Source organism: Pedococcus sp. P1_H8, assembly GCF_056405175.1.
In genome coordinates this window covers 123,103-137,438 of the sequence record NZ_JBFUCP010000005.1, presented here as the reverse complement: position 1 = coordinate 137,438, position 14,336 = coordinate 123,103, and the positions used below count along the sequence as shown (strand labels likewise).

General features: G+C 69.5%; 11 protein-coding genes. 10 read left to right on the top strand and 1 reads right to left on the bottom strand.

From position 1 onward, the window contains the following. Positions 1–82 precede the first annotated feature (82 nt). Positions 83–1,378, top strand: coding sequence for a DivIVA domain-containing protein (locus tag AC1DYG_RS09455; RefSeq protein WP_477639610.1), 1,296 nt, complete (start codon positions 83–85; stop codon positions 1,376–1,378). 217 nt (positions 1,379–1,595) lie between these two features. Here the strand turns inward: AC1DYG_RS09455 and AC1DYG_RS09450 are convergent, their stop codons facing one another. Continuing rightward, positions 1,596–2,075, bottom strand: a complete 480-nt coding sequence (locus AC1DYG_RS09450) for a hypothetical protein (protein WP_477639609.1) — start codon at positions 2,073–2,075, stop codon at positions 1,596–1,598. Between AC1DYG_RS09450 and AC1DYG_RS09445 the strand changes: the two genes are divergently transcribed. From AC1DYG_RS09445 to AC1DYG_RS09405, 9 genes are all read left to right on the top strand, one after another. Further along, positions 2,053–2,481, top strand: a complete 429-nt coding sequence (locus AC1DYG_RS09445) for a TraR/DksA family transcriptional regulator (RefSeq protein ID WP_477639608.1) — start codon at positions 2,053–2,055, stop codon at positions 2,479–2,481. The two genes, AC1DYG_RS09450 and AC1DYG_RS09445, sit on opposite strands and share 23 nt — an antisense overlap. Beyond that, a complete protein-coding gene (locus AC1DYG_RS09440) occupies positions 2,454–3,032 on the top strand; it encodes a signal peptidase II (protein ID WP_477639607.1) in 579 nt (192 codons plus the stop codon). Before AC1DYG_RS09445 ends, AC1DYG_RS09440 begins: the two co-directional genes overlap by 28 nt. Next, positions 3,029–3,952 (top strand): RluA family pseudouridine synthase, encoded by a 924-nt coding sequence (locus tag AC1DYG_RS09435; RefSeq protein WP_477639606.1) that lies wholly within the window; start codon positions 3,029–3,031, stop codon positions 3,950–3,952. Before AC1DYG_RS09440 ends, AC1DYG_RS09435 begins: the two co-directional genes overlap by 4 nt. A gap of 168 nt (positions 3,953–4,120) precedes the next feature. Next, a complete protein-coding gene (dnaE, locus tag AC1DYG_RS09430) occupies positions 4,121–7,720 on the top strand; it encodes a DNA polymerase III subunit alpha (protein WP_477639605.1) in 3,600 nt (1,199 codons plus the stop codon). 61 nt (positions 7,721–7,781) lie between these two features. Beyond that, positions 7,782–9,947: a S9 family peptidase gene (locus AC1DYG_RS09425; RefSeq protein ID WP_477639642.1), complete on the top strand. Its 2,166-nt coding sequence runs from the start codon at positions 7,782–7,784 to the stop codon at positions 9,945–9,947. Positions 9,948–10,018: 71 nt separating this feature from the next. Then, entirely contained in the window at positions 10,019–12,193 is a 2,175-nt protein-coding gene (locus AC1DYG_RS09420) for an ATP-binding SpoIIE family protein phosphatase (RefSeq protein ID WP_477639604.1), read from the top strand. A 247-nt stretch (positions 12,194–12,440) separates the two neighbouring features. Continuing rightward, positions 12,441–12,638 carry a hypothetical protein gene (locus AC1DYG_RS09415; protein ID WP_477639603.1) on the top strand — a complete coding sequence of 66 codons (198 nt, stop codon included), beginning with the start codon at positions 12,441–12,443 and terminating at the stop codon, positions 12,636–12,638. Between the two features lie 77 nt (positions 12,639–12,715). Then, positions 12,716–13,408 carry a hypothetical protein gene (locus AC1DYG_RS09410; RefSeq protein ID WP_477639602.1) on the top strand — a complete coding sequence of 231 codons (693 nt, stop codon included), beginning with the start codon at positions 12,716–12,718 and terminating at the stop codon, positions 13,406–13,408. Positions 13,409–13,546: 138 nt separating this feature from the next. Further along, positions 13,547–14,308: an alpha/beta hydrolase family protein gene (locus AC1DYG_RS09405; RefSeq protein ID WP_477639601.1), complete on the top strand. Its 762-nt coding sequence runs from the start codon at positions 13,547–13,549 to the stop codon at positions 14,306–14,308. Positions 14,309–14,336: the final 28 nt, after the last annotated feature.

Genomic DNA, 14,336 nt, shown 5'->3' with positions numbered 1-14,336 from the left:
CTGCATCCTCTAGGCTGGCGCGTGACCCATTCTCTGGGATGCTTTACCTGCACTGCTCATGCCAGCCAACCGAGGTGACTACATGACGCTCACGCCTGAGGACGTCCTCAACAAGAACTTCACGCCGACGCAGTTCCGGCGCGGCTACGACGAACGCGAGGTGGACGACTTCCTCGACGAGGTGGTCGCCGAGATGCGTCGCATCGTCAAGGAGGGGGATGACCTCCGTGACCAGCTGAACGAGTGCCGGCAGACCAAGGGCATGCCGGTCGTCGCCAAGGCCGACCCCAACGCTGCCGCGGCCAAGGCAGCGGACGCCAAGGCCGCCCAGGAGGCGGAGGCGAAGGCCACCCGCGAGGTCGAGGAGCGCCTGGCCGCGATCACCGCGAAGGCGGACCAGGCCGAGAAGGCCGCCCAGGAGCGCGTGGCTGCAGCTGTTGCTCGCGCCGAGGAGGCCGAGAAGACGGCGCAGGCACGTGCCGAGGAGGCTGAGCAGGCCGCCCAGGGCCGGATCTCGGACACCGAGAAGGGTGCCCAGGAGCGCGCGCAGGCCGTCGAGGCCCGCGCCAAGGAGGCGGAGCAGCGTGCCGCCGAGGCAGAGCAGCGTGCCGCCGAGGCCAAGCAGCAGGCCGCCGAGGCCCAGCAGCAGGCCGAGGAGGCCCAGCGGCAGGCCGAGGAGCTCCAGCGCGCCAACGACGAGCAGACCAAGGCCCTCGAGGCCGCTCGGGTCGAGGCGGCCCAGGCAACGCAGGCGGCCCAGGCAGCGCCCATCGTCGCAGCGGAACAGGGCAACAACGCCGCCGCGGCAATGGGTGCCGGGGCCGCTGGTGGTGGCGCCAGCGCTGCAGCCCTGCTGGAGATGGCGCAGCGACTGCACGACGAGCACGTGGGCCAGGGCGAGTCGACCAGGGACCGCTTGATCTCCGAGGCACAGGCACGGCACGACGAGCTCGTGGGCGACGGCCAGAGCCGGCACGACGAGCTGATCACGGTGGGCCAGAACAAGCACGACGAGCTGCTCTCGGTGGGTCAGTCCCGCCACGACGAGCTGCTGGCCACGGCGCAGGCCCGGCACGACGAGCTTGTCGGCGAGGCGACCACCAAGCATGAGCAGATGATCACGGAGGCTCGCGAGCGCTCGACCGGCATGGTCCACGAGGCCCAGCAGAAGAAGGCGCAGATCCTCGAGGAGCTCGGTCGCGAGCGCAGCATGCTCGAGAAGAAGATCGACGAGCTGCGGACCTTCGAGCGCGACTACCGTGCGCGGCTCAAGAACTACATCGAGGAGCAGCTCGCCGACCTCGAGCAGATCGATGTGGAGCCCGCAGAGGCTGGCGACGATCAGGCGCAGGACGAAGGCAACTCCGACAACCAGTAGGAGACCCGGCGTCCGGCCACGGGCAGCAGTGCACGAAGAGAGCGCCCACCGCATCGCGGTGGGCGCTCTCTGGCGTTCCGAGAGCCCCGCGTTCCAACGGTTTTGGCATGGACAGCGTTTTGCCGTTGAGTCCGCAGCGCGCAGCGCTTATCCTCACCGCACCTGTGCGCGCTCGTCTAGGAGCGCCATGCGACCGAGGGGCCTGGCACACCATGGTTCAAAAGGCGAGAGCTGCGACGAAGTCCGCATCGGCGAGCAAGGCTTCCGCCGCGACAAAGGCCGTGCCCGCGAAGAAGGCAACCCCCGCGAAGAGGACCGCGCCTGCGAAGAAGACCGCGCCCGCCACGAAGGCCAGTGCCGCGCCAGCGAAGAAGGCCGCACCCGCCAAGAAGGCCGCCCCAGTGAAGAAGACCAGCGCCGCGCAGGCCACGAAGGCCGCACCCGCCAAGAAGGCCGCACCCGCCAAGAAGGCCGCGCCTGCGAAGAAGGCCGCGCCTGCGAAGAAGGCCGCGCCCGCCAAGAAGGCCGCGCCCGGCACGAAGGCCAGCGCCGCACCCGCGAAGAAGGCCGCACCCGCGAAAGCCGCGCCCGCCAAGAAGGCCACCCCGGCCACGAAGGCCAGCGCCGCGCCCGCGAAGAAGGCCAGCGCGGCACCCCTCAGGAAGACCGCCCCGGTGAAGAAGACCAGCGCCGCCACTCGGACCGCCCCCCGGTCCCTGCGGGTCCGTGACGACGAGTCCCCGTGGACGGCCAAGGAGCTGCGCGAGATCCGCACCGCGATCGAGGCCGACGTCGCGCACCTGCGCCAGGAGATCACCGTTGCCGAGGCCGATCTGGTGGGGCTGATGCGGGACGCCGGCGACGGCGCCGGCGACGACCAGGCCGATGCGGGCGCCAAGACGTTCGAACGCGAGCAGGAGATCTCGCTGGCCAACAACGCCCGCGAGATGCTCGACCAGAACCTCCACGCCATCGAGCGACTCGACAACGGCAGCTACGGAATCTGCGAGTCCTGCGGCAACCCGATCGGCAAACTTCGCCTTCAGGCCGCTCCTCGTGCGACCCTATGCGTGACATGCAAGACGAAGCAGGAGCGCCGCTGATCGCGGCCGACGAGTCCCCCTCCACCTCCAGACCCACACCAGAGCGCCGCGGCCTCTTCGGCCTGATGGCCGCAGCGGCCCTCACGGCCTACCTCGCGGACCAGGCAACCAAGGCCTGGGCGCTGGACCACCTGGACCCGGGAGCACCCGTCAACGTCGTCGGGGAGTTCATCCGGCTCAACCTCATCCGCAACGCCGGCGCGGCGTTCTCCATCGGCAACGGCGCCACCTGGGTGCTCACCCTGATCGCGTTCGCCGTGCTGGTCGTCATCATCCGCACGGCGCGCCGGATCGGGAGCCGCGGCTGGGCCTGGGCGCTGGGGCTGCTGCTGGGGGGATCGCTCGGCAACCTCACCGACCGGATGGTTCGTGAGCCGGGCCCCGGCCGGGGACACGTCGTGGACTTCATCGACTACTTCGGCCTGTTCATCGGCAACGTCGCCGACATCGCCATCGTCGGCGCCGCCGCAGCCATCGGGCTGCTGGCCCTGCGCGGCATCGGCGTCGACGGCAACCGCCCCCACCACGGACGACATGAGGCCGCAGAATGACCGACGCCAGAACCCTTTTCGTCCCAGACGGCCTCGAGGGGGAGCGCGTCGACGCTGCCCTGGCCCGGCTCTTCGGGGTCTCGCGCACCAAGGCTGCCGACCTCGCGTCGGCGGGCGACGTCCAGATCAACCACAAGCAGGCGGGAAAGTCCGACCGCGTGAGCGCCGGTGACCTGCTCGAGGTGACCCTGCCGGCCAGCGAGCAGAGCCCGACGCTCAAGGTGATCGCCGAGCCGGTGCCCGGGATGGGCATCATCCACGACGACGACGACCTGGTCGTGGTCGACAAGCCGGTGGGGGTGGCGGCCCACCCCAGCGTGGGCTGGACCGGCCCGACCGTCGTGGGCGGCTTGGCTGCGGCGGGTTACCGCATCGCCACGAGCGGAGCGAGCGAGCGGCAGGGGATCGTCTCGCGGCTCGACGTCGGGACCAGCGGGCTGATGGTCGTCGCCAAGTCGGAGTACGCCTACAGCGTCCTCAAGCAGGCCTTCCGCAGCCGCAGCGTCGACAAGAAGTACCACGCCCTGGTCCAGGGCCTCCCCGACCCGGTGGTCGGCACCATCGACGCACCGATCGGCCGGCACCCGAACCACGATTACAAGTTCGCCGTCATGGAGAAGGGCAAGGCCAGCGTCACGCACTACGAGGTCATCGAGGCGTTCCGTGCCGTCTCGCTGCTCGACATCCACCTCGAGACCGGACGCACCCACCAGATCCGGGTGCACTTCTCGGCGCTGCACCACCCCTGCGCGGGCGACCTGACCTACGGCGCGGACCCCAAGCTGGCGGCCCGCCTCGGCCTCGAGCGACAGTGGTTGCACGCCGTGGGGCTGGGCTTCGACCACCCCGGCACCGGCAAGTACGTCACCTACGAGAGCCCCTACCCGCCCGACCTGGCCCAGGCGCTCGACCGGGTCTGAGGCGCCACCCGGGCAAGCTGAGGTATGCCGTGTGCGTCCCGCGCCGCGCCCATGGCGCCGGCTCCGCGGCATACCTGAGCGTGGTGCGGGACGGCGTCGGGAACCCGCCGCGACACGGGGCCCCGACACGCCGAGGGGCAGTCGGTGGGGAGGCTTAGGATCGTCTCGATGTCCTCCCAGCCCGGCTCCCGCGCCTCCTCCAGCAGCGACTCGTTCGTCCACCTCCACGTGCACACCGAGTACTCCATGCTCGACGGCGCGGCGCGGATCGGTGACCTGTTCACCAAGGCCGCCGAGATGGGGATGCCGGCCCTGGCCACCACCGACCACGGCTACGTCTTCGGCGCCTACGAGTTCTGGAAGAAGGCCCAGGGGACGGGCGTCAAGCCGATCATCGGGGTCGAGGCCTACGTCACCCCCGGCACCCACCGCACCGACAAGACCAGGGTCAAGTGGGGTGAGGACCACCAGTCCGGCGACGACGTGTCCGGGTCGGGCGCCTACACTCACATGACGCTGCTGGCCCGCAACAACAACGGTCTGCACAACCTGTTCCGCCTGGACTCCCAGGCCAGCCTCGACCAGGTCTACGCGAAGTGGCCGCGCATCGACCGCGAGCTGCTCGGCCAGTACGGCCAGGGGCTCATCGCGACGACCGGCTGCCCGTCGGGCGAGGTGCAGACCCGGTTGCGCCTCGGCCAGTACCGCGAGGCGCTGCAGGCCGCGTCGGACTTCCGCGACATCTTCGGCAAGGACTACTACTTCGCCGAGCTGATGGACCACGGCCTCGACATCGAGCGGCGGGTGCAGAAGGACCTCCTGCGCCTGGCCCGCGAGCTCGGCCTGCCCCTCGTCGCGACCAACGACCTGCACTACACGACGCGCGAGGACGCCAAGGCGCACTCCGCGCTGCTGTGCGTGCAGTCCGGCTCGACCCTGATGGACCCCAACCGGTTCAAGTTCGACGCCGACGACTTCTACCTCAAGAGCCCGGCCGAGATGCGGCACACCTGGCGCGAGCTGCCCGAGGCGTGCGACAACACCCTGCTCATCGCCGAGATGTGCGACATCTCGTTCACCGAGGACGAGGGCCGCTACATGCCCCGTTTCCCTTGCCCCCCAGGGGAGAACGAGGAGTCCTGGTTCATCAAGGAGGTACAACGGGGGCTGGTCGAGCGGTTCCCCGGTGGCGTGCCCGACTACGCCACCAAGCAGGCCGCCTTCGAGACCGACGTCATCGTCTCCAAGGGCTATGCCGGCTACTTCCTCGTCGTCTCCGACTTCATCAACTGGGCCAAGGCCAACGGCATCCGGGTCGGTCCCGGTCGTGGCTCCGGTGCGGGCTCGATGTGCGCCTACGCCATGAAGATCACCGACCTCGACCCGATCCCGCACGGGCTCATCTTCGAGCGGTTCCTCAACCCCGAGCGACCCTCTCTGCCCGACTTCGACGTCGACTTCGACGAGCGCCGCCGCGGCGAGGTCATCAAGTACGTCACCGACAAGTACGGCGCCGACCGGGTCGCCCAGATCGTCACCTACGGCACCATCAAGGCCAAGCAGGCCGTCAAGGACGCCGCCCGCGTGATGGGTCACCCGTTCGTCGTGGGGGAGCAGCTCACCAAGGCGATGCCGCCCGACGTCATGGGCAAGGGTGTGCCGCTGGCCGAGATCTACAACAAGGAGCACAAGCGCTACAACGAGGGTGGCGACTTCCGCACGCTCGTCGAGACCGAGCCGCACTTCAAGGAGATCGTCGACACCGCGCTCGGCCTCGAGGGGCTCAAGCGCCAGTGGGGTGTCCACGCGGCCGGCGTGATCATGTCGAGCGAGCCGCTCATCGACGTCATCCCGATCATGCGACGGCTGCAGGACGGCCAGGTCATCACCCAGTTCGACTACCCGAGCTGTGAGGCACTCGGGCTGGTCAAGATGGACTTCCTCGGTCTGCGCAACCTCACCATCCTCGACGACGCCATCGACAACGTGAAGGCCAACCGCGGCGAGGACATCGACCTCGACGCGCTGTCCAAGGACATGACCGACAGGGCGACCTTCGAGCTCCTGTCGCGCGGCGACACCCTCGGGGTCTTCCAGCTCGACGGCGGCGGCATGCGCACCCTGCTCAAGCTGATGCAGCCCGACAACTTCGAGGACATCTCCGCGGCCCTGGCGCTCTACCGACCCGGTCCCATGGGGGTCAACGCCCACACCAACTTCGCCCTGCGCAAGAACGGCAAGCAGGAGCTCACCCCGCTCGACCCGCAGCTGGCGGGCAAGCTCCAGCAGGAGATGATCGACGCCCTCCTGCCGATCCTCGGCACCACCTACGGCCTGGTGATCTACCAGGAGCAGGTCATGGAGATCGCCCAGAAGCTGGCCGGCTACACCCTCGGCAACGCCGACCTGCTGCGTCGCGCGATGGGCAAGAAGAAGAAGGAGGTCCTCGACGCGGAGTACGTCCCGTTCTCCGACGGCATGAAGGCCAAGGGTTTCAACGAGGCCTCGATCGCGGCTCTGTGGGGCGTCCTGGTGCCGTTCTCGGACTACGCGTTCAACAAGGCGCACACCGCTGCCTACGGCCTGGTGTCCTACTGGACCGGCTTCCTCAAGGCCAACTACCCGGCCGAGTACATGGCCGCCCTGCTCACCAGCGTCGGCGACGACAAGGACAAGTCCGCCCTCTACCTCGGCGAGTGTCGGCGGATGGGCATCAAGGTGCTGCCCCCCGACGTCAACGACTCGGTGGCCCGGTTCGCCGCAGTGGGCACCGACATCCGGTTCGGGATGCAGGCGATCCGCAACGTCGGGCACAACGTCGTCGAGGCCATCGTGGCCGCGCGCGAGGAGAAGGGCGCCTTCACCTCGTTCAAGGACTTCCTGTCCAAGTGCCCCGCCGTCGTCTGCAACAAGCGCACCATCGAGTCGCTGATCAAGGCCGGCGCCTTCGACGGGCTGCAGGAGTCGCGTCAAGGGCTCTACCGCGTGCACGAGGACTTCGTCGACAACTTCGTCGACATCAAGCGCCAGGAGGCGATCGGCCAGGACTCGCTGTTCGGGTCCTTCGGCGACGACGCGGCAGGGGAGTCCGTCGACTTCTCCGTGCTGCCGACCATTCCCAGTGTCGAGTGGGACAAGAAGACCCTGCTGCAGTTCGAGCGCGAGATGCTGGGGCTGTACGTGTCCGACCACCCGCTGTTCGGCATCGAGCACGTGCTCAGCTCGCACGCCGACACCTCGATCGCGAGCCTGATGGGGGAGGACGGCAAGCCCGAGGGGGCCAACGTCACGATCGCCGGGCTGATCACCGGGCTGCAGGTCAAGCGCACCAAGAAGGGCGACCTCTGGGCGATCGTCACAGTCGAGGACCTCGAGGGTGCGATCGAGTGCCTCTTCTTCCCCAGCGCCTACCTGACCGTCCAGCACGCGCTCACCCACGACGCCGTCGTGGTCGTCAAGGGCCGGGTCAACCGGCGCGACGACACCCCGACCATCTTCGCCTCCGACCTGACGCTGCCCGACATCTCCGAGGGGCCGCGCGGCCCGGTCGTCGTCACCATCGACACCAACCGGGCCACCCAGACCAAGGTCGAGGAGCTCAAGTCGGTGCTGTCGTCGCACCCCGGCTCCACCGAGGTGCACGTCCGACTGAGCCAACCGGGTCGCTCGGTCCTGATGAAGCTCGAGGACTCCTACCGCGTCAACGCCACGGAGGCGCTCTTCGGCGACCTCAAGGTGATCCTCGGCCCGCGCTGCCTGGCCGGCTGAGACCACCACGTAGGGTGCGAGCGTGACCACGCCTGAGGCAACCCCGCCCACCACCGCGCCCATGGTGAGTGGGCCGCTCGCACCGACGGGGGCCGCGCCGACCCCACCGCGGGCGGAGCAGCGCGAGAGCACACGGGAACACCACGGGGATGTCGTGGTCGACCCCTACGAGTGGCTTCGTGACAAGGAGGACCCAGCGGTGCGCGCCCACCTGGAGGCGGAGAACGACTACGCCGAGGCCGTGACGGCCGACCTCCAGCCGTTGCGCGACGCGATCTTCGAGGAGATCCGGTCCCGCACCCAGGAGACCGACCTCTCGGTGCCGGTGGCGAGCGGCCCGTGGTGGTACTACTCCCGCAGCTTCGAGGGCTCGCAGTACACCGTCGAGTGCCGTGCGCCGCGCGTCGAGGGCATGCCCCGGCCGATGCCTGAGCCCGGGTCCGAGGTCGAGGGCGAACAGATCCTGCTCGACGCGAACGCCGAGGCCGCGGGACATGACTTCTTCGCGCTCGGAGCGCTGACGGTGAGCCCGGACCACCAACGCCTCGCGTATGCCGTGGACACCGAGGGCGACGAACGGTTCGCCTTGCGGGTCAAGGACCTTCGCACCGGCGACGTGATCGACACTGCCGTCGACGAGGTGGGTTACGGGTGCGTGTTCTCCCTCGACGGCCAGCACGTCTTCTACACGCGGGTCGACGAGACGTGGCGCCCCCACCAGGTCTGGCGACACGAGGTCGGCACGCCCACCACCGACGACGTCCTCGTCCACCACGAGGAGGACGAACGGTTCTGGATGGGCGTCGGGTCCTCCCGCGACGACCGCTGGCTGATGATCGGCCTGGGTTCGAAGACGACGTCCGAGGTCCGGATCCTCGACGCCGCCGACCCGACGGGCGAGTTCCGGGTCGTCGCGCCCCGGCGCGAGGGCGTCGAGTACGACGTGGAACCTGCGGGAGACCGCCTGCTCATCGTGCACAACGCGGACTCGATCGACTCCGACCTGGCCTGGGCGCCGCTGGACGCCACGTCGGCCGACCAGTGGCAGACCCTGATGCGGGCCGAGCGGGGCGAGCGGTTCCAGGGCATCGACGCCTTCGACGAGGTGGCCGTGCTCTCGCTGCGCCGCGACGGCCTGACCGCCCTGCGGGTTCTCGACCGCGACCCGGGTCAGCCATCGGGCTTCGCCGGCCACCACGACCTGGAGTTCGACGAGCCGGTCTACTCCGTCGGGCTCGGCGACAACCCGGAGAGTGCCACGACCAGGCTGCAGGTTGTCTTCGAGTCGATGGTGACGCCCAAGACGGTCTACGACTACGACGTCGTGAGCCGCGAGTTCCAGCTGCTCAAGCGACAGCCCGTCCTTGGCGACTACGACCCGACGCAGTACGAGCAGCGGCGCGAATGGGCGACTGCAGCCGACGGCACCCGGGTTCCGCTGTCGTTGGTCTACCCCGCGGGGGCCCGTCCCGACGGCACCCACCCTGGGCTGCTCACCGCCTACGGGTCCTACGAGATCTCGTCCGACCCCTACTTCTCGGTGGCCCGGCTCTCGCTGCTCGAACGCGGCTTCGTCTACGCCATCGCGCACGTACGCGGCGGTGGCGAGCTCGGTCGGGCGTGGTACGACGACGGCAAGCTGGCGACCAAGAAGAACACCTTCACCGACTTCGTCAGTTGCGCGGAGCACCTCGTCGAGAGCGGGTGGGTGGCGCCGGATCGGCTTGTGGCAGAGGGCGGTTCGGCTGGGGGCCTGCTCATCGGCGCGGCACTCAACCTTGCGCCGGCCTGCTTCCGCGCAGTGCACGCCGCCGTCCCGTTCGTCGACGCCCTCACCACGATCCTCGACCCCTCGCTGCCACTGACCGTGGTGGAGTGGGAGGAGTGGGGCAACCCGTTGGCCGACCCCGAGGTCTACGGCTACATGAAGTCCTACTCGCCGTATGAAAACGTGCACCACGCGGCATACCCGGCGGTGCTTGCCACCACATCCCTCAACGACACTCGGGTGTTCTTCACCGAACCGGCGAAGTGGGTTGCCCGCCTCAGGGAGGAGACGACGAGTGACCCGGCCGAGCGTCCGGTGCTGCTGCGCACCGAGATGGTGGCGGGGCACGGTGGCAAGAGCGGGCGCTACGACGCGTGGCGGCAGGTGGCCTGGGAGTGGGCCTTCCTCGTCGACCAGGTGGGCGCCGTGACGAGGAACTCCCGATTGAGTGTGAAATGACCGTGTCTCAGGACGCCTTGGGGCCATACCCTTTCGGATAGGACGATTCAGTTCGGACAGAGGCGGAATGCGTGGGTGAGGGCGGAACGCAGGAGGCGAGACGTCTTGCTGCCCACAGCGACTGGTCGGCGACACCGTTGGGGCCCCGGTCGCAGTGGCCCCCACAGCTCGAGGCCGCGTGGGAGATCGCCCTGGAGTGTCCGCTGCCGGTCGCGCTGCTGTGTGGAGCCGAGTTGACCATGCTCTACAACGACGCCTTCCGCGACCTGTTGGGCAGCAAGCACCCGTCGGCTTTCGGCCAGTCCGCCCGCCACGTGGTGGCCGAGGTCTGGAGCGACCCCAAGGTCGGTCCGCTGCTGGAGCGCGCCTACTCCGAGGCGGAGGCGTTCCTCGACGAGGGCACCGAGCTGCGGCTCGACCGCGGGCGGGCGTCGGGCGACGGCGGGGGCACGGGCTTCCAGGATGGGCCGGAGGACGGAACCGACGTCGGCTACTACCTGCGGAGCGGATCGCCGGTCCGGGCCGAGGACGGGAGCGTGCTGGCGGTCCTGCACGTCATCGTCGAGACCACGAGTGCCATCGGGCGAGCCCGCGCCGTCGCGAAGCTGGCCGCCCAGCTCGCCGTCGCAGTCACCGTCGACGACGTGTGCAAGGTGGTTCTGCGCCAGGCGATGGTGGCCTTCGACGGGCTCTCGGTCTCGATCTGTCTGCCCTCTCCCGGCCCTGCCTCCTGGCGGATGGCGCGACGGCACCGGATCGAGCAGCTCTCTCCCGACGAGGAGCGGTTGCCGCTGATCTGGTCCGAGCTCGGGGAGGACATGGCGTCGGTCATCGCCCAGGCGATCGCGCGGGGCGAGCCCTACCTGTCGGACAACGGCGAGATCGTGGCCGTGCCGTTCTGGGCAGGTGGAGGGCAGGCCGCACTCGTCATCCAGCGCGAGGCCGCCCCCGTGCCGCATGACGTCGTCGCCGTGCTGGCGCCGTTCCGCGAGCTCGTCGGCGACGCCCTGGGCCGGGCCGTCGTCTACGACGCCGAACGCACCACTGCCGAGCTGCTCCAACGGACCCTGCTGCCCCCCAACCTGCCGCAGTCCGATGCGATCAGCATCGCCGCTCGCTACGAACCGGTGTCGGAGGGGACGGTGGCCGGGGGCGACTTCTACGACTCGTTCTTCCTCCCAGACGGCCGGCTGGCGGTGGTCATCGGAGACGTCGTCGGGCGTGGAGTCATGGCGGCGACGGTGATGGGTCAGGTTCGTGCCGCGGTGCGGGGTGCAGCGCTGACCAACAGCGACCCTGCCTCCGTCATGAACGCCCTGGACCGGGTGGTCTGGGACCTCGACGCCCTGTGGCCCGCGTCGATGCCGCTCGGCTCGCCCCGGGCCCGACCTGGAATGGCCTTCGGTGGCGAGCTGTTCGTGACGATGCTCTACGGCACGGTCGACCCCGAGACGGGCGACGTGGTGCTGGCCAGCGCTGGGCATCCGCTCCCGGCGTTGCTCTTCGGCCAGGCCTCCCGGGCGGAGGGCCAGGCGCGGGGTGAGCTGCTGACGATGCCGGTCGGTCCACCGCTGGGCATCGAGGGAATCAGACCGGCCCACCACCTCACGCTCGGGGTCGGCGACATGCTGGTCGGCTTCACCGACGGGTTGCTCGAGCGTCGCGGCGAGGCCTTTGACGAGGGCGAGGCCCGACTGCTCGAGGTGCTGGCCGAGCTGCCGCCGGGCAGTCCGCGCAGTGTGGCGCAGCACGTCATGGACTCGATGCTGCAGACCTCGGGCCAGGAGGACGACTGCGCGGTGTTGGCGATCGGGCGCTCACCTGCCGGACACCGACGGTCAGCCATCGTGGTGCCCCCGATGCCGGAGTCGGTGCGTGCTGCCCGCGACTGGGCTCGCGAGCAGCTCACCGACTGGAGTGTGGGCGACGGTGACCAGCACACCATCGTCACGGGGATCTCCGAGCTCATCACCAACGCCGTGCTGCACGCCGGGACCGAGTCGCACCTCACCATGGACCTCGACACCGGCATCGTGTCGGTCACGGTCGCCGACAGCGGCAACAGGGGCGAGCCCCTGTTGACCGGCGCGGAACCCATGGCCGTCCGCGGCCGTGGTCTGTCGCTCGTTCGCTCCATCGCCGACGCGTTCGGGGCGCACCGCACCTCGGCCGGCTCGACCGTCTGGTTCGAGGTGGCCGTCGAGCTGGTCGGGGCGCAACCCACCGCTCAGGGGTGGGCCGGCTGACCTGCGCACCCGCGAGCCGGCATCGACCCGACTGGGTGAGGTGCTGCACGGCTCTGGTGGCCCGCATGCGTCGGACTCGTCCGGATTTGGTGGGGAGTGACCGATCGTCCGTTCGGCCACGGGTCGTTGACCAACGACTGAGACCGTCCACTACGGCGCGCCGCCGACGGATGGCCTGCGGCATCGTTCATGCTGCGCCTCAGAAGGAACGCCCGGATGAGTGCTCGTCCTGAACGGTGAAGGGTCGATGGATATGTGGCAACGGCTGCTCGAACGGTTCGTCCCCCTCATGGACGAGGACGTCTCGTCGCTCGACCTGCGTGACGGTGTGGGCGCGTCCAGCGGCTCGGCCCCGAACCTGTCTCGCCGCGTCGGCGCCACGGCCGCGCCGGCGAGCCACACCCGCACGGCCTACGAGGGACGCATCAGCCCGCTGACCTCCTGATTGCGCTGCCGCCCCTCGCATTGCAGGGTGGAGGCACCGTGGGCGACCAAGCGCCCACCTCCGAAATGGAGAGCGCCATGGGTTTCCTCGATCGACTGCTCGGCCGCGAGCCGCTCCAGACCCAGAGCGGGTATGCCGCGTCGCCGCCGTCCGCGCGACCGGCACCGGGGCAGACGGATGCAGCGCCGCGCGGCGCCACGAGTGTGACTGACGAGCAAGCCATCGCGCGGTACCGGTACCTGCTGCGGACTGCGCCACCGGAGTCGCTGGAGCAGGTGCACGCAGAAGCCTTCGCCCGACTGACCCCCGAGCAGCGCGAACAGGTGCTGGCTGAGCTGTCGTCAGGTCTGCCGGCAGGGGAGGCCGCGCCCACCGCCGACCCGCAGTCGATGGCGCGCGCCGCCACGCGGGCCGAGCTGCGCCAGCCGGGCTACCTGGAGCAGACCTTCAGCCGCGGCCGGTTCGGTGGCGGACTGGGCGGTCCTGGGATCGGCATGGGCGGCACCATCATGGGTTCGATGATGGGCACCATCGCCGGCGTGGTCATCGGGTCGGCGATCGCCGACGCGCTGTTCGACGGTTACGACTCCTCGCAGGAGGCCGCCGACACCGGCGACACCACCAGCGGGTCGGATGCGTCGGACGGCTCGGGAGCCGACGCGAGTGGGGAAGACGCGGGGTACGACTCGGGTGGCTACGACTCGGGCGGCTACGACTCCGGAGGCGGCGACTTCGGCGACTTCGGTGGCGGCGACATGGGCGGATTCTGACTGACCCATGACGCAGGGGCTGCCGGCTGGGAGCGTGTGAGTCCTTGACGCGCCGAAACGGCTCCGGCCCTGAGGTCCCCACGTCTTGCTGGGCGTTCATTGCGGCACTGTCCCTCAGCGGTTTGAGAGGATGGCGCCGTGCCCGAGTCGGTGTGGTTTCCCAGTACGAGCGGACCGCGACTGGCGGGTGTCATCGACCAGCCCGAGGGACAGGTGCGGGGCTGGGGCGTCTTCTCCCACGGCTTCACCCTGGGCAAGAACAGCCCCGCCGCCAGCCGGATCTGCAAGCAGCTGGCTCACGAGGGCATCGGGATGCTCCGTTTCGACAACCTCGGGCTCGGCGAGTCCGAGGGGGACTGGGGCGACGGGTCGTTCTCGCACAAGGTCGCAGACACCGCCCAGGCGGTGCGGTTCATGACTGAGTCCGGTCGCCCGGTGCGGCTCCTCGTGGGGCACTCGTTCGGCGGGGCGGCGGTGATCGCGGCCGCCCACCACCTGACGTCCGTGCGCGCGGTGGCGAGCATCGGAGCGCCGTACGAACCCGGGCACGTGGAGCACAACTATGACGCCCTGGTCGAACGCATCCTTGCCGAGGGGGAGGCTCCGTTCCTGATCGGTGGCAAGGCGCTCGTGCTACGCCGCCACTTCATCGAGGACGTGCGGGCGGTGGACCTGCACGAGCAGATCCGCACCCTGCGTCGGGCGCTGTTGGTGATGCACTCTCCGACCGACAACACCGTGGGCATCGCGAATGCGAGCGAGATCTTCCGGGCGGCTCGGCACCCGCGCAGCTTCGTGTCACTCGAAGGCGCCGACCACCTGCTCACGGGCAGGAACCAAGCCAAGCGGGCCGCCCGCATCATCAGCGCCTGGGCGGACCCCTACCTCGTGGAGCGGTGACGACGGCGCCGCTGTCATCAGGACGCCT